We start from the raw sequence: 22,074 nt of genomic DNA, 5'->3' as shown, positions 1-22,074 counted from the left end.
AAAAAAACTCTTAATTCACATTCGTGTTTTCTAATGGAAAAACCTTAGACTTAACTAAATAAAAACCCTAGTTTTTTGCTTATATACCAATAAATGAGGCTTTTGTGTAGTTCTTCAAAACCCTTTTTAACAGTGAAAAACAAATAAATTTAAGTCCTAATGCTGGTTTATTGATCAGGTTAAATTGGAATTGGAACCCTTATATAATTTTGACTTTAATTTTCTTAAATACAACGAATGTTTGACTGAAAATAAAAAAAGTGTAATGTCTCAAATTATTTCTTTGAGACATTACACTCTATGAGATTTTTGCATTGAGATTTGGGTTAACAGCGAATTGTTTATCCCTACATTGACTTAGTAGTATTTAAGCGCTAATAAAATCAACTGGAGTGGTTGCGATATAGGTAAAAGATCTATTAACAATTGAAGCATAATGTTCTCCGGCTTCTTTAATTTCTTCATCATCTGTTTCATAATACCAACAAATTTTCACTTTGCAATTCTGCGATTCAACTTCAATTACTTTTTGAAGAATTTTTAAAATAATTTTAGAAGTGTAAGTATTGAAAAAACTAAGGTTAAGGTGAAGTGAAAGTGATTTAGGATTTTTCTCTTTTATTTTTTCGATCCAATAAAATACTGGTTCAAAAAAATTAAGAGGATGATTAACCATAGAAACACCTTCGATTTCAATTTTATTTTCTAAACTATTTAATACAATGCGAGGACTTCTTTCGGTAGATGGGATTTTAATAGTACTAATGCTTTCAGGAATAGATGTGATTTTACTGGAAAGAGTTTCTAAGTTAATGTTTTGTTCATCAAGAATTCCCTGCATTACATTATTGTATGTAAGAATATCGCCCTTATTTATTTCTAAATCAGTATAATCATCTTTAAGATCAAGTATTTTAAACATCAAGTTGTTTACTGATTTAATATTGTAAACCCATATTTTAAAAGGCAACTGGGAATTGTAATGAACTTTAAGACCATCTATTACTTTTCTGTAGTCTGGTTGCTCGTTAGTAATGAGTAACGAATCTATATATTCATCTTGTCCTGGTTCTTCAGTAGTAAACATTTTTTTCAATTTTGTGCTTTGAGTAATGTTGTACGAAAATATTTCTGCAATACAAAAGAAAGCGCGTTCAAGTGAACTATTGTCTTCTTGGTGGTTATATTTTATTAGTTTAATAATGAGTGTCAGAAACGTTAGTTTTTGATGCGGATTCATGTTTAGACGAACGCTATCGGCTAAGGCATTAATTTCAATTAATAATTTAGTAGGATGCTGATACTTTTCAAGTAAAAAATAATGATCAGCTAAATTAAAAATTGACTTTACAATGTTTTTGAATTCATCTTCATTAATCGTATTTCCAAAAAGACATTTCAAATCTGAATAGTGCAGTCTCTTTGGTTTGACGATCAGTTTTTGGCAATTTAAAAATAGACTAACAGTCTTTTTTATGGTTTCTCTGTTCATTAAGTACGGTTTAATTTGATTTCTGTTTTTCTTTAATTGGTATGAATTTTTTTTGATAAATGTATTTGGAACTTATTTTAAAATTCGAAATTCAGTCTCCATCCAAGAAAGTGAACGTTACCTCTATCCTTGTTATAGGCTGCATTCATAATGTATTGGTAGTTAAATGAAACTTCAACATATTTTACAATATTTGTTCTAAAAAATATTTCACCAACCATTTCACTTTTATAATTTAAGCTTCCATCACCAATCATAAAACCTGTTCCTCCGTTGGCAAGATAATTTCTGTGGCCTTTTGAAAGATCATTTATAGAAGCAGTTATGCCAATTAAATCATTCGGGCGTTTAAAACGGCCAAGACTATAAGTTAGACCAACGTTTATCGATTGATCGGCTTGTGTGTAACCCATAGATTCTGTTTTGCCATCGTTCCAGCTGTAGCGCGCAAATAAACCGGCATGTTCAGATAGGGCTAAATCCATATCTAAACCAAAGCCATATTTTCCAGCATACGACTTTAAACTATCAGAGAAATAAGATTCTTGAGTAAGTGAATCAGTAATAAAGTTAGTGTAGTTTCCGCTAAAAACTTTATTGTAAAATCCAAGACATCTGATATTACCTTCTTTTGAACCTAGATTAAATTTTTGAGCGAATTGTAGATTGTAGCTATGACCTTGCTTAATCTCCCAATCTGTGTCTGGCCCACCACCCTCTTTATTTACAGTTACCGCTGCAAAATTTATTTGACTGTTTTTAAAACGTAATTTTAATGCACCTCCATAAGTAAAACCATAAGCTGTAGTTGCTGCATCCCAGGCTGAAAGCATGGTATGGTTAAAATTTAAGAAATCTCTTCTGGGGTCACCTGAATAAGCGTTACCATCAAAAGCATCTTGAATAATAAATTTCCCTAATTTAAATTCTAAACCTTTTAATCCTTTTTTTTCAGTTGTATCAAGTGTGATTTCCTGATTATATAATGCTGTTAAGAGGTAGGGATATTGTTGTGGGTAGCCAAGAAGTGCATTTGGATATCCGGCCATACCCGCTCCATCTCCAACACCGTTTCCTCCAGCGTATTCTGTAGTTGCGTTAAATAATGCGCCTTTCCAAGGCGTAAAATTAATTGGAATTGTTGCTACTACCAGAGTTTCTTTTTGCCAGCTAAAAGGGGTTTTACTGTCTGCGTCAGTCTTTTTATATCCAATTGGATTTTGATAGACAGCAGTTACAAGGGCCCCGACCGAAAAATAGTTGTCAAAAAGGGTGGTTTGTTCTTTTTCTTCTTCTTCTTTTTTTTCAGTCGTGAGTGACGCTGCGTTTCCTACAGTATCTTTACCGAAAATAAGTTTATTGGGAACTAATCCAAAATTACTTTCTTCATAGTTTACGAATTTGGTAGCATAGTATAATTCAATAAATCGTTTTGCAGCTTGATTTTGTTTAACTTCTTCATAATTCTTTCCTTCAAGATAACTTATTAAATCTATAAGGAGAAATTCTATATCAATAATGAGATCTGTTTTAATAACTCGGGTTTGATCGGCGAAATATAAATCAAAGATATACCTGGCTTCTTCTAATGAAAGTACCTCGTCTTTATTTTGATCAATAAATTTTAACGTTAATGGTAACTTGTATTTGCCAATTGGCTCTGTTTCAGCCTTCAACTGTTGAGTTAGGCCGAGGCCCAGTATAAATATAAACAGTAATTGTTTTGTCATAATTTTTTTTGTAAAAGTACTCTAGGCACAAAGCAATCGTAGTAAGGACTTTATTCAAATCATGTAGTGGATTTCCACTAGGTTGTATAGTTTTATTTTTAAAACAAATATTGTTTTAATGAAAAAGGTTCGGATAAATCCGAACCTTTTAACTCGTTGAAAATAAAACTGAATTATTTTCGAAAACAGGATTATTAGTTACTAACTGTACAAACTACTTTTACTCTTGTTTTATCAGCATCGCTTAAACTAGAAGCGTTTATAAAACCAATAGCTCCAACCTCATTTGCAACGAAATTTACCATTTCAGCATCAGAGGTAAGTTTATCTTGTGGTTTTTCTGCACTGTCGTACTGTTTTTGTGTAAAGTATGTTTCAACATCAGAAGCAGTTAAACCAAGTACTTTTGAATAGAAAGTAGTTTGTGCTGCTGTTTTTGATTTGTAATCTGCAGGGCGGATGTTTTTATTAATATCCGGCCATCTTTTTTTAATTTTTCTCATCCAGTATAATTTCACTTCGCTTTCGCTCAATGTAGTAACTGAATTTTCTTTGTTTACAATTATAAGTAGATCATTGCCACCACCCATAAACTTAGTAAAGGAAGATAATATGATCGTAGTTACAACTAATAGAATTATTTTTTTCATTTTTGTGATTTTAAACAGTTATAAAATTAGAATGCAAAAGCAAATTGAATACGTGGTCCAGAAGTTGTTGTGATCTGGTGCTTGTCTCCAGTAATATATCCTGGTAATTTAGGATTTTGCAATTGGAAAATATTGTCTTTGAAAATTTGATCTTGTTGTCTGAAGTTATATTCAAATTTTACAACAAAGTTTGAAGTAAATTTGTAACGTACTCCTAAAGTAATATCGTTAATTTTTAATTGTACACCATTAGTAGCTCCTGCGTAATAAAAGTCAGTAGAGTTTTCAGTTCCAGCTTGTAAATAAGCATATTGAACATATGGTATTAATTTGTTAGTAACCTTGTAACCACCATAAAGTAATAAACCTTGACTACTTTTCTCACCTAATGAATCAAATTTTGTTGATTGGTAATAATATTCACCCATAAATTCAACTTTTTTCTCAGGATTCATGTAAGCAATAGAAACGTTAGATAATAAGGCTGAACCGCCTTTTTTGTTAGTAACACCGGCACTGTTTGGACGTTTTGCTGAGAATTCATCCAAATGCGCTGAAGCTACTATTTTAAGACCTTCTACTGGTTCTGCACCTAATGCAGCTGTTACAGCATATTGATTTTTTAAGTTGCTTGTTAATGATTTAGAACCGTTTCCGTTAGAAACAAAAAGACGGTAGAATAAACGTGCTTTTGTTATGTTGTCACCTTCAATTTGAGCTCCAACATTGCTGATTTGTAGAACACCACCATTGTCAGATGCACGAATAATAGATGGACGTTGAATAGTCGGTTGTAAAACTAAACCAAAGTTGTAAGTGTTATTCCACAAACCAATTGGGTTGAACATTTTACCAACCCTTACACTAAAAGCATCTTTCACAAAATAACGTACCATTAAACGTTGAATTTGAAAAGAAGCGGTTCCGTTATCGATGTTTGCCGTATTTTCACTTAAGATACTTACGCGTTCTGATAACTGAGATGTAATAAATAATACAAAGTTACCTGGTGCAAAAACAGATTTTGTACTATCGGTAAAAGTTGAGTCTTTCCAAGCTGGATATGGGCTTGGTGGATTAGGAAAATAATTTCCTTTTTTTGTTGTTTTTTGACTTTGAAATTCAGGTTGACCGAAAAATTTAATTTGCGTTTCCTGTGCTTTCATGAGTGTTACACTTGCTAATAGAATAAAGGCAGAAAGTGCAATTGTTTTTATTTTTTTCATAGGTTTTGTTTTTTGAAGATGTTTTAATCTTCGGTTGTTTACTTATTTATTTGATTTTTAATATTTTTGATATTCATCGTTTGTAGAATGATTTTCTCCTAGATCAATGCTCACCGGGCTAGCCTTTTTTGTATTCTTAGCTATTATTCCGTTAGATACTCTTTTTGGAGCATAAGTTTTAGAGAAATTAGTGGGTGCCTTTCTGAAGCTAGTTTTTGTTGAACTGTGGGTATCAACTTTAAAGAAAGCAATTGCTTCTTTTAAATGGAGAGACTGAGTGTTTAATTCTTTTGCTCCTGCAGCCATTTGCTCTGCTGTTGCAGCGTTAGCCTGAACCACCTGATTCAATTGTTGAATGGCGTTATTTACTTGATTGGTACCTGCATTTTGTTCAACACTTGCTGCTGTAATTTCCTGAACTAAGTCAGATGTTTTTTGAATATTAGGAACTACATCATGAAGAAGTTCTCCTGAACGTTGTGCAATAGCAACACTTATAGAGGATACTTCGTTAATTTCTGTAGCAGCTTCCTGACTTTTTTCAGCCAATTTTCTTACTTCGGCAGCAACCACTGCAAATCCTTTTCCATGTTCACCAGCACGTGCGGCTTCAACAGCTGCGTTTAATGCAAGTAAATTAGTTTGACGTGAAATTTCGCCAATAATTGAAATTTTATCAGCTATAGTGCGCATTGAGGCAACCGTTTTATTTACAGATTCATTTCCTTCGCTAATGTCTTTAGCTGCTTGTTTGGCAATTTTTTCAGTTTGTTTAGAGTTGTTTGTGTTTTGCTGAATGTTAGCAGTCATCTCTTCCATTGAAGAAGAAATTTCTTCTACTGAACTCGCTTGATCTGTAGCACCTTCCGACATTTGTTGCGCAGAAGAACTCATTTCTGAACTGGCTATTTCTATATTTTGAGAACTATGAATAACCGAGCTGATTACTGTTTTTAATTCGTCAGTCATTAAAATCATAGCTCCATAAATGCCCTTTCTTTCTCTGTCTTTTTCAGTTATGTCGAATGTTAAGTTGCCCTGAGAAATTTTATTTGCCATTAATAATACGTCTTCGGGTTCGCCTCCAACTAAGCGTGTAATATTGCTTGTTGTTAAGTAGGAAGAAATGAATCCGATAATTACCAGAAATACTGCTAAAAGAATTAAGCTGTATTTTAAGGTTGAAAAGGATGATTCTTTTTCCTTTAAAAGTTCTTTGCTTTTTGTATCAATGCTTTCAAATAAATCGCTAAGGTCTTTTTCAAGGGATTTAGTTAATGGATCAATTTTTTCATTAAATATTAGCAGTGCAGCATCTACTTTTTTGTCATCAACGTAATCGTCAGCTGTTTTTAATTGTTCTGTTAATTTTTGTGTCTCACTTAACAGGGTTTTAGAATCTCTATCAATTCCAATAAATTTGTTGTCATTTTGAAAACCTTCAATATGCTTAAGAACATTGCCGGTTTCAAGTATTAATTCCGGTAAAGTAGTTTTATAACTTAACTCTAAAAGTTTTTTATCTTCTGCATTTGGTTGAAAAATCCAGGCGTTGCTTAATTTTTTTGTAGACGCAAGTAGGTTTTTGTATTCTTTAATTTGCTCAGAAGATTTTACATAAACTTCTCTTATGTCTTTGTCGATTGATTTTACTTTTGCCAATAAAGTCACTCCTATTATGGCATTAATTACAGCAAATATGATTACGATTACATAACCGAGTGCAATTCTACTGGCAAGGTTCAGTTTGATTTTTTTTGTCATTTTTTTGTTTTTTTGTGCGTAGCAAAATTACTAGTGCTGTAGACGGATTATTCTAACTGAAATAGCTAGAAGCACTAAGGGTTTTATTTAATTTGGAAATGATTTAGAATCAAATTGCCCGATAGGTTAAGAAATTGTATCCCCAGTTTAAATTAATTTCGTTTCGTAGAAAGGTTGAACACTTTGGATTAGGTCTGCAAGGCTTATTACTGTGGGTATTGGTAAGTTTTTTTAACTCTATAGTCGCAATTTTCAAAAACAAAAAATTGTGTTTTACATGTAAGCCGCGCCGTTAATTTTCCTTATAATTGTTGACTTGTAGGAGGTTGTTAATTTAAGACTGTTAAATTGGTAAGCAAAAAGAGCCGCTTTATCTTATTTTTTTATTTTCTATGATTTAATGAACTATTTTTGTTAAAGTTTTAATTTATCTCCCATTCGATAAAACGGTACCTAACATGCTTATTCAAAAACATAACACTGAAGTTAAAATTGTAGCTGAAATAGTGGTAGGCATGTACACTCTTAAACTAAGAGAGGACGGTATTCTTCATTGTCATATTTCTAGTGGTTTTAAATGGTCGCCGAACGATTATAACTTACTTTTGCCTGCAATTGAAAAAATAGTTAACAAAAAGAAGATACCCTTAATGGTTACTTATGATGAATTAGTTTTTCCTTCTCAAGAGTCTATTAAATATTCATCTAATCCTAGTAAGATTAGCCCATACATAAGTGCCGACGCACATATATTAAATTCATTACCCCTTAAGATATTGGGAAATTTTTATTTGAAAATTAAAAGGCCTTTGCGACCAACAAAAATTTTTGATAATAGGGATGAAGCCACTGCCTGGTTAAAGACATTTTTATAGTTCGGTTTAAATTTGCTCGCAAAAACTATCTATAAAATTCAGTCAGATTTTTCTTATTTTTGTTTTAAGGATTATTTAGGAATCTTTTATAATTCAGCGGATGATTTTTAGCACTAAAATTTTTAAATTTTAAAAAGAAAGTTATGGTAGCAGCAAATGTTAGTTCCGATGTGAGAATTATAGTTGAGCGGATTGTAACAAAATATAAAGTTTCTTTAAGAGAAGATGGAATTCTATGCATTCATGTTTTAAACAATAGGCAATGGGTACCTGAAGATTTTAAATTACTTTTTCAGGCAATTGGTGAAATGGTGGAGTTTAAAAGAGTGCCAGTTTTACTTTCCTGTGAAAAATTTACTTTTCCTAGTGCAGAGGCCAGTGCTTATTGGGGAAATGAAGAAACGGCATGTCCCTATGTAAGTCGCGAGGCTCAGGTGCTAGACTCTTTACCACTTAAAATACTTGGTAATTTTTACATGAATTTCAGAAGACCTAAACGACCTACAAGGTATTTTGATAATAAAGAAGACGCAATTAATTGGCTTCATAATTCAAAGTAAAATAAGCAGATTTATTTACTTGTTTAAAATCCAAAATCAAATAAACTACATTAAGATTCTTTAGACTCCATTTAAATTTGGTTAAGGAATGGTGTTGCAATTTGTGAAGAGGGTTTATTTAACTTCTGTTTGGAAGAGGTACGAATTAATTTTGTATTGAATTTCGCTAATACAGTGAACCAATGAAAAATAAATCAGCCCTCAAATCAAGTGCCGATGATAAAATGAATATCTCGGTGCAATTAAATTCAAATAACATCATAGAAATTGATGTTCCGTTAAGCCTAACTAAAATAAAGAAACGCCATTTAGTGGATCTAAATAAACGGATCCACGAATTAGGTGAGGGTAAAAAGCTCCCGGCTTATATTACAATAAATGGTTTTGTTCTACTTTCGCGTGGAGCAATTAATTACCGGACTACTTCTGAGTATGCCAAGTATCGCCTTGCAAATGCCTTTTTAACTGATTCTTTCTCAAAAATGGTAATCTATAAATTTTACAAAGATTTTGATTACTCTAAAGTACCGGTTAATTCATTTTCAAGTAAACATAAGGCCATTCAATGGCTTAAAACATTTGGTTAAATGTTTAAGCCATAGAACTAACTTCTAGTTTGTCGATATTACTGCCATCGAGAGCAAATGATTTAATGCTATTGAGAAAAGTATTGTCAAACAACCAAACAAACTCAGGGTTAAAGTTAAGGTGAGAAGATTGAAATTGTGTTTTGAAATTAATGATATACAAGTCTTGTAAAAAGTTATTTGTTACGTAATCATTCATTTCTTCAAAACTCAATTTTTTAAGTTCTGGTACTCCACCGTATATTTTATGATTTAAAATATCCGAGAATTTAGTAATCACCGACGCGGAAATAATATTGTCTACCTCAAGCATAATAGCATCTGCCATTTCAGCCATTAATTCGGGATTTTCAATTATTTCTTTTGGTAATGCAGTTTGTTTCAATTTGTCAGCTTCTTCTTCTGAGAAGATCAAACAACAAACACCTTTCAATTCTCCAATCACGTTGGTAATTAATAAATGAATGTTCTTTCCGAATTTACTCGTGAAGTCAATGTTTTTATTTACTTTATTAATGCTGAAACTTAATTCTTTAAAGGTGATTTCTTCCTTCATAAAGAATGAAAGGGATTGCGCAGCTTTTTCAAGTCCCTGATTAATGATCGTTTTAGCGGCAAATAGTTCTGTACTATTTAAATTTTCCATTAGTTTATTTCTATTGTTGTGTAGGTTTAAATTTTTGAGCGAGTGTATTAATTTAGTTCAAGAGCTAATTTGTCGATGCGTTCAATCAAACTTTCATTGCTAAATGGTTTTACCAAATAATCGTCGGCTCCTGATGATCTACATTCGTTAATAATGCTTTCCTGACCTACAGCACTTACCATAATAATTTTGGCAGTAACTTCTTCTTTTCTTAATTCTTTAATAATATCGATACCTAACATATCAGGTAATATATTATCCATTGTTATGATGTCTGGTTGTAAGTCAAGTGATAATTCAATTCCTTGATCACCTGTTGCTGCTTCTCCAACAACTTCATATTTTCCGCTGTTAATGAGTGTACTTTTAATTGACTGTCTCATAAATAAGGAGTCGTCTACAATTAATACTTTTTTCATGATTTTAAATTTTAGTTTTTAGTTTTTGATTTTATTGATTATGTATGATGATATTTTATTTAGCGGTAATATTTCGTTTGCTGCATTTAGTTTTATTGCCTCTTTTGGCATTCCAAAAACAACGCAGGTTTTTTCGTCTTGGGCAATTGTGTGAGCACCCGATTCTCTCATTTCTAAAAGACCTTTTGCACCATCATCGCCCATGCCTGTCATAATTACGCCCATGGAGTTTTTGCCAGCATAGCGCGCAACAGATCTGAATAAAACGTCAACAGCCGGACGGTGTCTGTTTACCAAAGGCCCGTCTTTAACTTCCACATGATATCTAGCACCGCTGCGTTTTAATAACATGTGCATATTTCCAGGAGCAATTAAAGCCTGACCTGGGAAAACTGCGTCGCCATTTTCGGCTTCTTTCACAGTTATAGCACATAAACTATCCAATCGTTTTGCAAATTGTTTTGTAAACGTTTCCGGCATATGTTGAACAATTATTATTCCCGGAGCGTCTACCGGCATGTCCATTAAAAAGGTTTTAAGAGCTTCTGTCCCTCCTGTTGAGGCTCCAACAGCTATAACGATTTCGGTAGTTTGAATTAAACTATGTGTTGTTTTTTTGCTCAAAACAGCGTCTGCTGAAAATTTCGGAACTATTTGCCCAGCGGTTTGAACATCGGATGGTGATCTTCTTTTTACGAAAGCTGTGGCAGCAATTTTAATCTTATCACAAAGTTCCTTGCTTACTTTTTCTAAAAGGTCTTTTGTGTTAACTTTTGGCTTAGCTACTACTTCTACCGCTCCTAATTCTAAAGCGTGTAAGGCAGTGTCAGTTCCTTTTTCGGTAAGTGTAGAAATAATTACAACTGGAATGGGGTGTTGTGACATTAGTTTTTTTAAGAAAGTAAGTCCGTCCATTCTTGGCATCTCAACATCTAATGTTATAACATCGGGAGTAACCTCATTAATTTTTTGGGCCGCAATGTAAGGATCGGCGGCAGTTCCAACGACCTCAATTTCTGGATCGTTTGACAGAATGTTAAACAAGGTTTGTCTAACAAGGGCCGAATCATCAATAATCAATACACGTATCTTTTTCATTTTAAGGTTTTGTTAGAAATTTCATTAATACTTCTCCAGTGCTAGAATTAAATCTAATTTTTCTTCCTATTGATCCACCTAAACTTTCTTTAATTGTTTTTATACCAAAGGCATGCAATTGCTCTTTTGCTATTTGAATGTTACGATCACCTATATTAATTGACGAATTAATTTGGTTGGCGCCGCCGAACAACTTAGCCACAAGGTTTTGTGGATGGCTGCCCATGCGAATCATTTTCTCAACAAGTTTTTCGTTTGCGATGTTTCCAAATTTTGGTGAGGCTAAGCCTTCGCCATTCCATAAAGGAAGCATGTAGTGATTCATTCCACCAATTTTTAATTTGGTGTCAAATAAACAAACAGCCACACACGATCCTAAAATTGTGTCTATTACATGGGCATCTCTTTCCGCAAATAGGGTAGAGGGAAATAAATAATGCTTGTTTATAGTTTCAGTTAGCATATATTAAAACACTAGGCTATCGTTGTCAACAAAAATAAAATCATTACCATCAGTGGAATAAATGTCTTTTTCAATAGTTGATTCCTTAGCCTCATTCACACAAATAGAAAAAAAGCTTCCAACATTTTTTTCACTTTCAACTTTTATTTCTCCATCAATTAATTCTAGTAAGGCTCTCGTGATACTTAGTCCAAGACCATGGCCACCATAATTTTTTGTTGAGCCTTCTTCAATTTGACGGAATCGGTCAAAAATAATTTCTTTTTCTTCAGTGCTTATTCCCATGCCGTTATCTAAAACAGAAAAGATGAATTGATCATTCTCAATTTCAAACTTTATTTCAATAGAGGTTCCTTCGCGACTAAACTGAACTGCGTTTGATATTAAATTACTTAAAATTAAATGCAACTTTTCAGGATCGGAACAGAAATTTTCATCATCAGCTATAGACGTACTTACAAATATTTGAATGTTTTTTTTCTCAATTTGATGCTTAAAAGATAATAAGATCGTTTCGATGAGAGATGGTAATTTAATAGATACAGGACAAACAATAGATTCTCCTGCCTCTATCTCTGCGGAAGCAAATATGTTGCGTAATTGAAAGTCTAAACTAAATGTTTCAGAATAAATGAGTGACGCGAATTTTTTTACGGCATCTACACTCAGAGTTCCTTCTGAAATGTTTTTCGACAATTCAAGAATTGAGGCTACAGGATTATTTATTTCGTTGCGAATGTTTGAAAGAAAATTACTTTTTAGACCTTCGGAGGCTATAAGCTTTTTGTTTACTTTTTGTAATTCGTTAAGTAAAGAATGTTGTTCTTTAAGCAGCGCATTGTTTTTTTCAAAACGTAATGTTAACTCGTTAATGAGTTCTTTATCTGATTTTTTTGGATCCATATTAATCAATCTTTTTAAAAATGGTTGGTTTTATTTGTTTAAGGGGCACGTCAATTCCTGTGATAGACTCAGAGTGACCGAGGAAAAAGTAACCACCAGGTTTAAGATGCCTACACAGTTTATTAATAACACTTTCTTGTGTTGGACGATCAAAGTAAATGAGTACATTTCTACAAAAAACAATATCAAAATCTCTGGGAACTGAGCTATACTGTTCGTCCATAAGATTCAAACGCTGGTAACTTGCGCGTTTCCTAATTTCAGGAATGAGTCTTACGCTTGGATTTTCTCTATTCTTGCTTCTTAAAAGGTATTTACGTTTTATGTTTAATGGAATGCCTTCTACACGATCTTCTCCATAGATAGCATTGCTGGCTTTAGCAAGAATTCTTGAAGAAATATCAGTACCTAAAACGCTATAATCAAAATTTTTGTTGTTCTCAAGGTACTCGCTAATAACCATTGCTATAGTGTATACTTCTTCACCGCTTGAACAGGCCGAACTCCATACTTTTAGATTTTCTCTACGATACTGTTTATCGAATTCAGGTAAAGCAGTTGACAACATAAAATCAAAATGAGCCGATTCTCTGTAGAAGTCTGTTTTATTAGTAGATACAACATCAATCATTTGAACAACTTCAGGATCGGTATTGTTTAGCGAAAATATGTAATCGCAATATTCTTTAAATGAACCAATATTTGTTGCTCTAAGTCTGCTTTGTAAGCGAGCCTGAAGCATTCCTTTTTTAGCGGGTGGCATTTTTATGCCATAATTCGAAAAAATAAAATTGCTCAGTTTTGTAAAGTCCTTATCGCTAAGTTCTTTATTATATTGATTAATTAATTGTTGTACTTGCATAACGCTATTTAGAGTCTGTTTTATTAGTTGAAACTTTCGTATTCATTGTCCGCAATTGCAGTGAACTCATTTTTGAAACTCGATTTTTTAGTTACGTTTCCCGGGCGATCAGTAAAAACTTTTGAAGATCTAACCGCATTTTTCTTTTCTATTTCTGCACTGTAACTGGTGCTTTGTTTTGTAGAGTGGTTGAATTTGTTTGTTGACTCAATTTTGAAAAAGGATACCATTTCCTTTAAACTTTCTGCCTGCGTGTTTAATTCTTCTGCACCTGCAGCCATTTCTTCAGCAGTTGCTGCATTTTCTTGAACAACTTGATTTAATTGTTGAATCGCATTATTAACCTGATCTGCACCTGTATTTTGTTCAACACTAGATGCAGTAATTTCTTGAATAAGGTCAGACGTTTTTTGGATATTAGGAACAACACTGTTTAATAACTCACCCGATTTTTGTGCGATATCTACGCTAACAGATGATACTTCGTTTATTTCGGTAGCAGCTAACTGACTTCTTTCAGCTAATTTTCTTACTTCAGCAGCAACCACTGCAAATCCTTTGCCATGTTCTCCGGCTCTTGCAGCTTCAACAGCCGCGTTGAGTGCCAATAAATTTGTTTGACGTGAAATTTCTCCGATTATTGAAATTTTGTTGGCAATTGTTTTCATTGAATTCACAGTCTTACTAACTGCTTCATTACTTTCTGTAACATCTTTTGCCGCACTGCGTGCAATTTTTTCGGTTTGTTTTGAGTTGTTCGTGTTTTGTTGAATGTTAGCAGCCATTTCTTCCATAGAAGATGAAATTTCTTCAACAGAGCTTGCTTGCTCTGTAGCGCCTTCCGACATTTGTTGTGCAGAAGAGCTCATTTGATTACTTGCGTTTGAAATGTTATCAGAAGAGTTAACTATAAAACCTATAACCTCTTGTAATTTGCTGGTCATTTTTTTCAATGAATTTGCAAGTACACCTATTTCATCTTGTTGATCAAGATTAATTGTGGTGGTAAGATCACCGTTAGCAATTTTTTCTGCCACAGAAACGGCAACAGTTAATGGTTTAATGATGGCATTTATAATTGCTATTCCTAAAAGAAAAGAGAAAAATATAGCGAACACAATTACAGTTATTAATACAAATACCGAACGCGAAGATTGTTTTTCAATTTCACCTTGTAAAACCTCGTTATTTTGTAAAATTAATTCGCTTAATTTTTCCTGTTGTACAGCTAATTCATCGAATACAGTTTGAAATTCCGTAATTTTCGAATAGAATGTTGCTTTTGAAGCGCTGTCGCCCTTTAATGAAAGGCTTAATAATTCTCTTCCAAAATCAACATAAGCATTAAGTGCAGGATTCACGGAGCTAATTTGCATCTCAATCTCTTTATTTTCATTCAGTTTAACAACAGAATCCAAATCTGATAGAAAGGTGCTGGTATGTTCTTCAAAATCGCTTTGTACACTGGTAATGAGTGTAGAATTGCTTGAAACTGCATAAGTAAGTTTGAAAACATCAGCGCGTATGGCATCATGCTGCATATCGGCATCCTGAAAATTGAAAAGAACTTTTCCGTTCAATATAATGCCTTGTTCTGCTTTTTGTTGGTTCTCAATATTTCGCATTACAATAACTGCTATTGATACGTAAAACAAAATGTTGATGATTACTATCGCCAATATTTTTGTTTTTATACTGAAGTCTTTAAATTTTTTCATAATTTTTGTTTTTTTTGTGTGTATTTTTTTTTGTGTAAAGATATCTAAGGGCTAAGCGAATGTTAATAGAGTGTTTATTCAGTTTTTATAGGGTATTTCACTTAGATGCTTATAATCATTTTGTTTAAGCAAATTGACAATAAAAAAGGGCCCATTTGTGGACCCTTTTTTTGGTATAATTGTAATTCTTAAAACTTAACCTGTACTCTTAGTGTAAGGACATTATCCTTTAAATCATTGTTGTATGCGGCAAGGTTTTTGCTCGTTTCATTTTTTACGATGTTATAATAAATCATAAACTTGAAATTATCATTGAAATAGTTCGTGTAGCCAAATCCAACTTCGGTAAAGGATATATCGGTTGCATTTAAACGCGATCCGGCTACTCCTATTTGGTCACCAGCTACGGCTGTATTTGGATCATAAAAGGCATATTTTGCAGCTAATTCGTGTTTGCTTTTTCCTATTCGGTGCACAAAAACAGCACTGTAACCAGTAAAATTTCGGATATAAGTTGAACTTTTAACTTCAAAGGCCTGACTTGAACTTGATGAAGAGGTACCTGGCTGCTGCCCGCACATAAAATCTCCTCTAAGTGTAGTAGTTCCCATTGGCGATTTTACTGATAGCTGTGCATCTGCTCCGTAAAAAATTCTTCCGGCTCCTTTTCCTGTAAGTTGCTGTTGTGTTGTGTCTGAAGCAACCCAAGTCATAGTTCCATTATCAGTGTGACTTATTTCTGAGTAAACAATGTTATTGTATTGTCTTACTTTACCATTGTAATGAGAAAGGCCTAAACCAAATTTAACTCGGTCATTCTTAAGCGACTTATTGTAACTTAATCTGCCTATAAAATCTTTAAAGGAGTCAAAATCATTATAGAATGGTTTATTAGGATTATTATAGTCACCATTACTTGGAATGCCGGTTCCATTGAAGAAGCCGCCGGTAAATGATAAGCCATGTAGTTTCGAATTTTTTGGCGCTTCAATAACTAGTGCCGCGCCAATGTCTCTTTCGTTACTTAAGAGTGTTTGCAGGTAACGAGCACGCTCAGGAGTTTCTCTTACTGAAGAAGACTGTTGTACTTCAAAACTGAAAGGTCTATTGAATAAACCTATTTTAACGCCAAACCATTTCGTCCAAGGTTCGGTAATTTTCGCGGATACTTCAGTTGGATTCATGCCTTTATCGGTAATGTTTACCTGTATAACGTAATCTGCTAAATTGTTGGAATAGGCAAATTTAACGCGACCACGGCGGATCATAAATCTGCTGTCGGAGTTTGGAGCAAAACTACCGCCATCAAAACTGTTCTGTCCGATACTATCGGCAAGTTGATACTGCGCTTGTATGTAACCGCTTATTTTTAGTTTGCGTAAAATGTCGATGTCCTTTTTTAATGAATTTATGGACATTTTCATACTGTCGTTAGGAGTCTGTGTTTCTTGCGCCGTTACTCGCGTTATCAAGGAACTTAAAGCAAGAGTCACTATTATCGTTTTTGTTTTCATAGTTTTTCTGTTGTGTTTCACAATTTTGTTTTTAAAATTTTTCGTAATTGGCATCGGAAGTTTCTTGAAGATCTAACTGCACATTTTTTGAATGCGTTTTAGTTAAGTTATTTTCGCTTTTTGTTGTAGTAAATGTTCTTAAGCCTGCTTTTTTTGGAGTATGTCTAATAATTTTTGACGACGTTAATTGGTCTTTGTCATTATCTCCTGTTTTAAAAAACGAAATAATTTCTTTTAGACTATCAGCTTGTTCGTTTAATTCTTCGGCACCTGCCGCCATTTCTTCAGCAGTGGCTGCGTTTTCCTGAACTACTTGATTAAGTTGTTGAATAGCATTATTTACTTGTTCAGCACCGGCGTTTTGTTCAATACTTGATGCAGTTATTTCCTGAATAAGATCAGACGTCTTTTGAATGTTTGGTACAACATTGTTTAGCAATTCACCAGAATTTTGTGCGATGTCTACACTCACAGCAGAAACCTCATTAATTTCGGTAGCAGCAATCTGACTTCTCTCAGCCAATTTTCTTACTTCAGCAGCTACAACAGCAAAACCTTTTCCATGTTCTCCAGCACGTGCGGCTTCAACAGCAGCGTTAAGCGCTAATAAATTTGTTTGTCTTGAAATTTCTCCGATAATTGAAATTTTATTCGCGATCGTTTTCATTGAAGAAACCGTTTTGGTTACCGCCTCGTTACTTTCAGACACATCTTTGGCAGCACTGCTGGCAATTTTTTCGGTTTGTTTTGAATTATTTGTGTTTTGCTGAATATTCGCAGCCATTTCTTCCATGGAAGATGATATTTCTTCTACAGAGCTTGCTTGTTCAGTTGCGCCTTCTGACATTTGTTGCGCTGATGAGTTCATTTGAGTACTGGCTGTTGCAATATTAAGTGATGCATTTCTAATAGCTGAAATAATTTCCTTTAGTTTAGAAGTCATCACGCTCATCTTCTCTAAGAGTTGACCAATTTCGTCTTTGCTCTTAACAGTGATTTCAAAATTTAAATCACCCGATGCAATTCTTCCTACAGTTTCAACTGCATAATTTAAAGAAGATGAAATGGATCTGATTAAGAAAAATGAAATGAGTACGGCAATAGTAATACCAACGGCAATAATGATCATTAAAATAGCAGAGCTTTGTGCGTTGTCTTTTTCTAGGATGTCGTTAAGTGTTACTGTTATCTCATCAATGGCTGGTTCTACCTTATGCACAGTCGCACGAATCTCCCCTTCTAAGCCCTGAGTTTGCGTTAAGCCAATGGCCGCATCAATTTCTACAACCGAGTTAAATGTTTTTTGATACGTCAATAATTTTTCTTTCAAAGTAGTTGGTAAACTATTATTTTCAAGTAGTGATTGAACAACCTTGGCATGTGCGTCTACATATTTTTGATCCTTTCGAAGTAAGTAATCTTTTTCATGCCTTCTTAATGTTAAAATCTGAATGGTTACGTTAGGGTCACTTGTAACCTCTTCTTCAACGCTTCTAACTGCTTTGCGCATTTGGCCTATAATACCAAAATCAAGTTCACCTCTTTTTAGTTTAGCTGCTACAATTTTTTTGAAGTTTTCTTGGTATTGTTTTAACAGGTTGCCAATTCTGTCGATATCAATTGCGTTCTCACGAACAATATCTGATTGTTTCAACTCGGTAATGAGCGTGTTAATTTCAAGAACTGTCTGATCTAATTTTTTCGCATAAGAACTTTCGCCCGTTTCAAAAAAATTCATATTTGTATTTTCTCTTAATAAAAAATCTTTTTCTGATTTTCTTAGTTCAAGTGTTTTTACCCACACACTCGTGAATTCTGAACTGATATTTCTATTCTGGTCAATTCGTCCAATAGTGCGATAGAAGAAGATTCCCAGAATACACATCGTTAAGATTGTGGATGTTGCAAAAACTAATAGTTTAAGCTTAATTGTTGTTTGTTGTTTTAACATGGTATGTTTGTTTGGTTTTGTCTGACGGAAAGACGTTAATTAATTATTATTTAATTGCAAAATTATTGTTACTAAGGTAAATTGTTTGTAATGTTTTTATTTAAAATGAATTTGGCTTTTATTTTGTTGTTGGAAGTAAATCTCTTATGTTTCCTGTTTTTGAATTGCTGACAAAAAAAGCAGACGGTGTTGCACCGCCTGCTTAAGAATTCTCATTTAGATTTTAGCTTTAAAAACCCCTTATTAAAAAACCAAAACTAAATATAGAGAATGTTTATGCTAAAGTAGTTTCAACTTTAGGTTCAATGATAGCTTCCAATTCTTCTGATGAAAAAACTTTATCAATGTCAAGTAACATCATGAACTGATCTTTTTCTTTAATCATCCCTTGAATAAAGTCAGCATTGTATTTTGATCCAATGCTTGGAGAAGGTTGAATGTGTTTTTCTTCCATTTCAAATACTTCCGATACTGAGTCTACAAGTGCGCCAACAGTGATAGTTTCTTCATTTAGTTCAATACTTAAAACTAAAATACACGTGTCTACTGTCATGTCAATTGATTGCATGCCAAATTTTGTGCGGGCATCAATAACGGGTAACACGCCACCACGTAAATTTACTACACCTTTTAAAAAGTCAGGTGCGTGTGGTACTTTGGTAATCTTAGGAACTTCTAAGATTTCCATAATTTTCATTACTTCAATTGCAAAATGTTCTTCTGCGAGTTTAAATGACAAGAATGATTTTGTTGCTTCTATTTTGTCGTCTTTCATTAATTTAGTTGCCATGATTTTTCTTCTTTTTGTGTGTTTTGTGTATATAAATCGATTACTTTATTTGTGTCTAAAACAAGTGCTATTGTTCCATCTCCAAGAATGGAGGCGCCTGAAACGAAATCCTGTTTTTTATAATATTTACCTAATGGCTTAACAACAGCTTGGTATTCGCCAATAATATTGTCAACGCTAATGCCGACTTTTCTTTCGCCATTATTTACAACAATCATCTGCGATTGACCGGCCGCTAAACTGTTATAACCAAACTCTTCTCTTAAATGAATAAATGGAACCTGCTCTTCATCGAGTACAATAAGATTATTAAAGCTTCCAATCATATCTTTATTATTTACAGAAAAACATTTTGTAATAACGGATAATGGAATAATATAATTTACGCTGTCTATTGAAACAAGCAGACCATCAATAATGGAAAGTGTTAAAGGAAGTTTAATGGTTAAAGTGGTTCCTTCATTTATTTTTGAATCCACAATGATAGAACCTTTAAGATCGGTAATGTTACGTTTTACAACATCCATTCCTACGCCTCTTCCCGATACATCGGTAACTTTTTGAGCAGTAGAAAAACCAGGGTAAAAAATTAAATCGAAAACTTCTTTCTCACTTAAATAATCTGTAGCCTTAATAATGCCTTTACTGATAGCCTTTGCTCTTACTGCTTCTACATCAATTCCTTTGCCATCATCTGTAATTTGTATGTAAACAAAAACTCCTGAATAAAAGGCTTTTAAAATAACTTTACCCGAAGCCGGTTTACCTTTTGCTATTCTTTCTTCACCTTTCTCAACACCGTGATCAAGACTGTTTCTAAGAATGTGCATCAAAGGATCGGTAAGGGTTTCAATAATTGTTTTATCTAGTTCGGTTTCTCCTCCTTCAGTGATAAATTCAATTTCTTTACCTAAAACTCCAGATACATCACGTACCATACGTTGGAAACGACCGAACATGTTATTGATTGGTACAAGGGTCATGCCAAAGGCTGTATCTCTTAATCTTCTCGAAAGTTTTTCAACATTCTCGGTAATCAATTCTAATTCGGCAATTTTGTTGTTGGCAACAAATAAAGAAAGTCCTGCTTGTGTCGTTACTAATTCACTAACAAGATTCATTAATTCATCAAGTTTGTCAGATGATACACGAATACTGGAAATAGTTTTTTCCTTTTTTCCTTTCGCTACTATTTCAGTCTTTTCAGTTGTTTTAACCGCAACTTCTTGCTTAGCAGTTTCAGGTTTAACTTCGGTTAAAAGGCTGGTCGCTAGAGAAGTGATTTCTTCTTTATCTGTTTTTAAATCTTGATATTGATTCTTTGAAATTAAATCTGTAAAAGTTGTGTTATTTAAGAGATTTATTCCTGGTAATTCTGTGATTTCAATTTTTGAACAATCTTCAACAAAAACAAAAACATCCATAATGTCTTTGTCTGTTTTTTCTGTTTCCAAATAAATATCCCAATAAGTAAAACAGCTATCTACTGAATAATCGGTAAGTTTTGAAATGGATTTAAAATGCGGGATAGCCTGGCTTTTTCCCATGCTAGCTATCTCTGCTAGAAGGAATAGGGGATTGGTACCGTTTTCAAAAATAGTTGGTTGTGGTTCAAATGTTATGTGAAAAGTTTTTAAACTTGGTTGAATATTTTCTGAATTCTTGCTTGTGTCGTCTGATTTTTTTTGATTAATAAAATCGGTAATCTGATGAATAAGGTTTTCATGATTGTCTCTATTAATTTGATTATTTAAATCTGAATCATGAATAATAATTTTTAGATGATCCAAGCATAAAAATGTGCAATCAAGGAGATCTTTGCTTAAAGCCATTTCCCCAACTCTTATTTTATCATAAATCGTTTCTAAATCGTGCACAAACTCAGCAATGAGTGGTAAACCAAACATGCTGCTATTTCCTTTCAAGGTGTGCATAACCCTAAAAACCTCTTCAATATAAGATTTGTCGTTAGAGTTTGTTTCTAAAGCCAATAAAGCTCTTTCTAAATTGGAAAGCAAATCGTTTGCTTCTTCCAAATAAGTTACCCGCATCGCATCCATTAGCGTACTACTTTTTTAATAACATTAATAAGTTTTTCTTTAGAAAAGGGCTTTATAATCCAACCTGTTGCTCCGGCTGTTCTTGCTTCCTGTTTTTTTGCCTCTTGCGATTCTGTGGTAAGAATAATAATTGGCAGATATTTATGCTTTTCAGATTTTCTTACTTCCTTCAGGAAAGTAATTCCGTCCATAATAGGCATATTTAAATCTGTAATAATGCACTCAACACTTGGGTTATTTTCAAGGCAGGTAAGCCCATCTTGCCCATTAATTCCTTTGGTAACATTGTAACCGGCACTTTCTAGTCCTGCTGCAATTACCTCGCGGATGCTTTCTGAGTCATCTATAATTAGGATGTTCTTTTTCATTTTTTTTTATTTGTCGGTTAAAGTAGCTTTAGTAATAAGTTGCTTTAAGCCTGCGTTAAAGAGTAAGGACCTATCTTCTGTTGAAAGTTCGGCATCAAAGCTTATTTGTTTCTGATTTTCGATAGTTAACTGTTGCATGTAGTGCAATAATTGTAGCGCCGAAAGATCTATTTGTTGTATGTTTTTTAAAGAAATATCAATGGTTTCAAATTCATAAATAGCAGGTAATATACTTTCACGTACATAATTTGCCGAACTGAGATTAAAAATCCCTTCAATACCAATGTTTATTTTTTTTGTTTTCTTTCGCTTAGAAGGAGTGAAAATTAGTTTTACTCCCTGTTCTTCTTGTGTACCGACGAAGGACAGGCTGGTTGTATTTATTTCTGTTGACATGA

Annotated in this window: 21 protein-coding genes; 3 read left to right on the top strand and 18 right to left on the bottom strand. The window is 33.4% G+C overall.

The window, feature by feature from the left end; all coding sequences use genetic code 11:
- Positions 1 to 367: 367 nt before the first annotated feature.
- From P2086_RS17360 to P2086_RS17340, 5 genes are all read right to left on the bottom strand, one after another.
- Positions 368 to 1,492, bottom strand: coding sequence for a DUF1987 domain-containing protein (locus tag P2086_RS17360; RefSeq protein WP_317898029.1), 1,125 nt, complete (start codon positions 1,490 to 1,492; stop codon positions 368 to 370).
- A gap of 77 nt (positions 1,493 to 1,569) precedes the next feature.
- Entirely contained in the window at positions 1,570 to 3,222 is a 1,653-nt protein-coding gene (locus P2086_RS17355; RefSeq protein WP_317898028.1) for a carbohydrate porin, read from the bottom strand.
- A gap of 194 nt (positions 3,223 to 3,416) precedes the next feature.
- Complete coding sequence (locus P2086_RS17350) at positions 3,417 to 3,872, bottom strand: hypothetical protein (RefSeq protein WP_317898027.1); 456 nt, start codon at positions 3,870 to 3,872, stop codon at positions 3,417 to 3,419.
- Between the two features lie 26 nt (positions 3,873 to 3,898).
- Positions 3,899 to 5,098: a hypothetical protein gene (locus P2086_RS17345; protein ID WP_317898026.1), complete on the bottom strand. Its 1,200-nt coding sequence runs from the start codon at positions 5,096 to 5,098 to the stop codon at positions 3,899 to 3,901.
- A 57-nt stretch (positions 5,099 to 5,155) separates the two neighbouring features.
- Positions 5,156 to 6,862 (bottom strand): methyl-accepting chemotaxis protein, encoded by a 1,707-nt coding sequence (locus tag P2086_RS17340; RefSeq protein WP_317898025.1) that lies wholly within the window; start codon positions 6,860 to 6,862, stop codon positions 5,156 to 5,158.
- A 458-nt stretch (positions 6,863 to 7,320) separates the two neighbouring features.
- Here P2086_RS17340 and P2086_RS17335 point away from each other — a divergent pair, with 458 nt between their 5' ends.
- The 3 genes from P2086_RS17335 to P2086_RS17325 all read left to right on the top strand — a co-directional run bounded on the left by P2086_RS17335 (position 7,321) and on the right by P2086_RS17325 (position 8,884).
- Positions 7,321 to 7,737, top strand: coding sequence for a DUF7793 family protein (locus tag P2086_RS17335; RefSeq protein WP_317898024.1), 417 nt, complete (start codon positions 7,321 to 7,323; stop codon positions 7,735 to 7,737).
- 143 nt (positions 7,738 to 7,880) lie between these two features.
- Positions 7,881 to 8,297, top strand: a complete 417-nt coding sequence (locus tag P2086_RS17330; RefSeq protein ID WP_317898023.1) for a DUF7793 family protein — start codon at positions 7,881 to 7,883, stop codon at positions 8,295 to 8,297.
- 182 nt (positions 8,298 to 8,479) lie between these two features.
- Positions 8,480 to 8,884, top strand: coding sequence for a DUF7793 family protein (locus P2086_RS17325; protein WP_317898022.1), 405 nt, complete (start codon positions 8,480 to 8,482; stop codon positions 8,882 to 8,884).
- Positions 8,885 to 8,888: 4 nt separating this feature from the next.
- On the opposite strand, the gene P2086_RS17320 is transcribed toward P2086_RS17325, so the two are convergent.
- From P2086_RS17320 to P2086_RS17260, 13 genes are all read right to left on the bottom strand, one after another.
- Positions 8,889 to 9,530 carry a chemotaxis protein CheC gene (locus P2086_RS17320; RefSeq protein WP_317898021.1) on the bottom strand — a complete coding sequence of 214 codons (642 nt, stop codon included), beginning with the start codon at positions 9,528 to 9,530 and terminating at the stop codon, positions 8,889 to 8,891.
- 47 nt (positions 9,531 to 9,577) lie between these two features.
- Positions 9,578 to 9,949, bottom strand: coding sequence for a response regulator (locus tag P2086_RS17315; RefSeq protein ID WP_317898020.1), 372 nt, complete (start codon positions 9,947 to 9,949; stop codon positions 9,578 to 9,580).
- 18 nt (positions 9,950 to 9,967) lie between these two features.
- On the bottom strand, positions 9,968 to 11,047 hold the full coding sequence (locus P2086_RS17310; RefSeq protein WP_317898019.1) for a protein-glutamate methylesterase/protein-glutamine glutaminase: 1,080 nt from the start codon (positions 11,045 to 11,047) through the stop codon (positions 9,968 to 9,970).
- Position 11,048: 1 nt separating this feature from the next.
- Positions 11,049 to 11,510, bottom strand: coding sequence for a chemotaxis protein CheD (locus tag P2086_RS17305; protein WP_317898018.1), 462 nt, complete (start codon positions 11,508 to 11,510; stop codon positions 11,049 to 11,051).
- A 3-nt stretch (positions 11,511 to 11,513) separates the two neighbouring features.
- On the bottom strand, positions 11,514 to 12,413 hold the full coding sequence (locus tag P2086_RS17300; RefSeq protein WP_317898017.1) for a sensor histidine kinase: 900 nt from the start codon (positions 12,411 to 12,413) through the stop codon (positions 11,514 to 11,516).
- A gap of 1 nt (position 12,414) precedes the next feature.
- Complete coding sequence (locus P2086_RS17295; RefSeq protein ID WP_317898016.1) at positions 12,415 to 13,275, bottom strand: CheR family methyltransferase; 861 nt, start codon at positions 13,273 to 13,275, stop codon at positions 12,415 to 12,417.
- Between the two features lie 23 nt (positions 13,276 to 13,298).
- Positions 13,299 to 14,993 carry a methyl-accepting chemotaxis protein gene (locus P2086_RS17290; protein WP_317898015.1) on the bottom strand — a complete coding sequence of 565 codons (1,695 nt, stop codon included), beginning with the start codon at positions 14,991 to 14,993 and terminating at the stop codon, positions 13,299 to 13,301.
- A 188-nt stretch (positions 14,994 to 15,181) separates the two neighbouring features.
- Positions 15,182 to 16,528, bottom strand: coding sequence for a putative porin (locus P2086_RS17285; protein WP_317898014.1), 1,347 nt, complete (start codon positions 16,526 to 16,528; stop codon positions 15,182 to 15,184).
- 10 nt (positions 16,529 to 16,538) lie between these two features.
- Positions 16,539 to 18,458 carry a methyl-accepting chemotaxis protein gene (locus P2086_RS17280; RefSeq protein WP_317898013.1) on the bottom strand — a complete coding sequence of 640 codons (1,920 nt, stop codon included), beginning with the start codon at positions 18,456 to 18,458 and terminating at the stop codon, positions 16,539 to 16,541.
- A 274-nt stretch (positions 18,459 to 18,732) separates the two neighbouring features.
- A complete protein-coding gene (locus P2086_RS17275; RefSeq protein ID WP_317898012.1) occupies positions 18,733 to 19,248 on the bottom strand; it encodes a chemotaxis protein CheW in 516 nt (171 codons plus the stop codon).
- Positions 19,233 to 21,308, bottom strand: a complete 2,076-nt coding sequence (locus P2086_RS17270; RefSeq protein ID WP_317898011.1) for a chemotaxis protein CheA — start codon at positions 21,306 to 21,308, stop codon at positions 19,233 to 19,235. The genes P2086_RS17275 and P2086_RS17270 overlap by 16 nt, the downstream gene beginning before the upstream one ends.
- Positions 21,308 to 21,676, bottom strand: coding sequence for a response regulator (locus P2086_RS17265; RefSeq protein ID WP_317898010.1), 369 nt, complete (start codon positions 21,674 to 21,676; stop codon positions 21,308 to 21,310). Before P2086_RS17265 ends, P2086_RS17270 begins: the two co-directional genes overlap by 1 nt.
- A gap of 6 nt (positions 21,677 to 21,682) precedes the next feature.
- Complete coding sequence (locus P2086_RS17260) at positions 21,683 to 22,072, bottom strand: hypothetical protein (protein WP_317898009.1); 390 nt, start codon at positions 22,070 to 22,072, stop codon at positions 21,683 to 21,685.
- Positions 22,073 to 22,074 lie beyond the last annotated feature (2 nt).

The organism is Aurantibacillus circumpalustris, from assembly GCF_029625215.1.
GTDB classification, from domain to species: domain Bacteria; phylum Bacteroidota; class Bacteroidia; order B-17B0; family Aurantibacillaceae; genus Aurantibacillus; species Aurantibacillus circumpalustris.
Note: the sequence above shows the minus strand (reverse complement) of the source record. Positions and strands in the feature narration are given on the sequence as shown.

Excerpts from the sequence above, each read along its gene's own strand:
- P2086_RS17315 (WP_317898020.1), bottom strand. The coding sequence starts at position 9,949 with ATGAAAAAAGTATTAATTGTAGACGACTCCTTATTTATGAGACAGTCA.
- P2086_RS17335 (WP_317898024.1), top strand. The coding sequence starts at position 7,321 with ATGCTTATTCAAAAACATAACACTGAAGTTAAAATTGTAGCTGAAATA.
- P2086_RS17300 (WP_317898017.1), bottom strand. The coding sequence starts at position 12,413 with ATGGATCCAAAAAAATCAGATAAAGAACTCATTAACGAGTTAACATTA.
- P2086_RS17320 (WP_317898021.1), bottom strand. The coding sequence starts at position 9,530 with ATGGAAAATTTAAATAGTACAGAACTATTTGCCGCTAAAACGATCATT.
- P2086_RS17325 (WP_317898022.1), top strand. The coding sequence starts at position 8,480 with ATGAAAAATAAATCAGCCCTCAAATCAAGTGCCGATGATAAAATGAAT.
- P2086_RS17265 (WP_317898010.1), bottom strand. The coding sequence starts at position 21,676 with ATGAAAAAGAACATCCTAATTATAGATGACTCAGAAAGCATCCGCGAG.
- P2086_RS17345 (WP_317898026.1), bottom strand. The coding sequence starts at position 5,098 with ATGAAAAAAATAAAAACAATTGCACTTTCTGCCTTTATTCTATTAGCA.
- P2086_RS17340 (WP_317898025.1), bottom strand. The coding sequence starts at position 6,862 with ATGACAAAAAAAATCAAACTGAACCTTGCCAGTAGAATTGCACTCGGT.
- P2086_RS17270 (WP_317898011.1), bottom strand. The coding sequence starts at position 21,308 with ATGGATGCGATGCGGGTAACTTATTTGGAAGAAGCAAACGATTTGCTT.
- P2086_RS17290 (WP_317898015.1), bottom strand. The coding sequence starts at position 14,993 with ATGAAAAAATTTAAAGACTTCAGTATAAAAACAAAAATATTGGCGATA.
- P2086_RS17360 (WP_317898029.1), bottom strand. The coding sequence starts at position 1,492 with ATGAACAGAGAAACCATAAAAAAGACTGTTAGTCTATTTTTAAATTGC.
- P2086_RS17305 (WP_317898018.1), bottom strand. The coding sequence starts at position 11,510 with ATGCTAACTGAAACTATAAACAAGCATTATTTATTTCCCTCTACCCTA.
- P2086_RS17355 (WP_317898028.1), bottom strand. The coding sequence starts at position 3,222 with ATGACAAAACAATTACTGTTTATATTTATACTGGGCCTCGGCCTAACT.
- P2086_RS17260 (WP_317898009.1), bottom strand. The coding sequence starts at position 22,072 with ATGTCAACAGAAATAAATACAACCAGCCTGTCCTTCGTCGGTACACAA.
- P2086_RS17330 (WP_317898023.1), top strand. The coding sequence starts at position 7,881 with ATGGTAGCAGCAAATGTTAGTTCCGATGTGAGAATTATAGTTGAGCGG.
- P2086_RS17350 (WP_317898027.1), bottom strand. The coding sequence starts at position 3,872 with ATGAAAAAAATAATTCTATTAGTTGTAACTACGATCATATTATCTTCC.
- P2086_RS17280 (WP_317898013.1), bottom strand. The coding sequence starts at position 18,458 with ATGTTAAAACAACAAACAACAATTAAGCTTAAACTATTAGTTTTTGCA.
- P2086_RS17275 (WP_317898012.1), bottom strand. The coding sequence starts at position 19,248 with ATGGCAACTAAATTAATGAAAGACGACAAAATAGAAGCAACAAAATCA.
- P2086_RS17310 (WP_317898019.1), bottom strand. The coding sequence starts at position 11,047 with ATGAAAAAGATACGTGTATTGATTATTGATGATTCGGCCCTTGTTAGA.
- P2086_RS17295 (WP_317898016.1), bottom strand. The coding sequence starts at position 13,275 with ATGCAAGTACAACAATTAATTAATCAATATAATAAAGAACTTAGCGAT.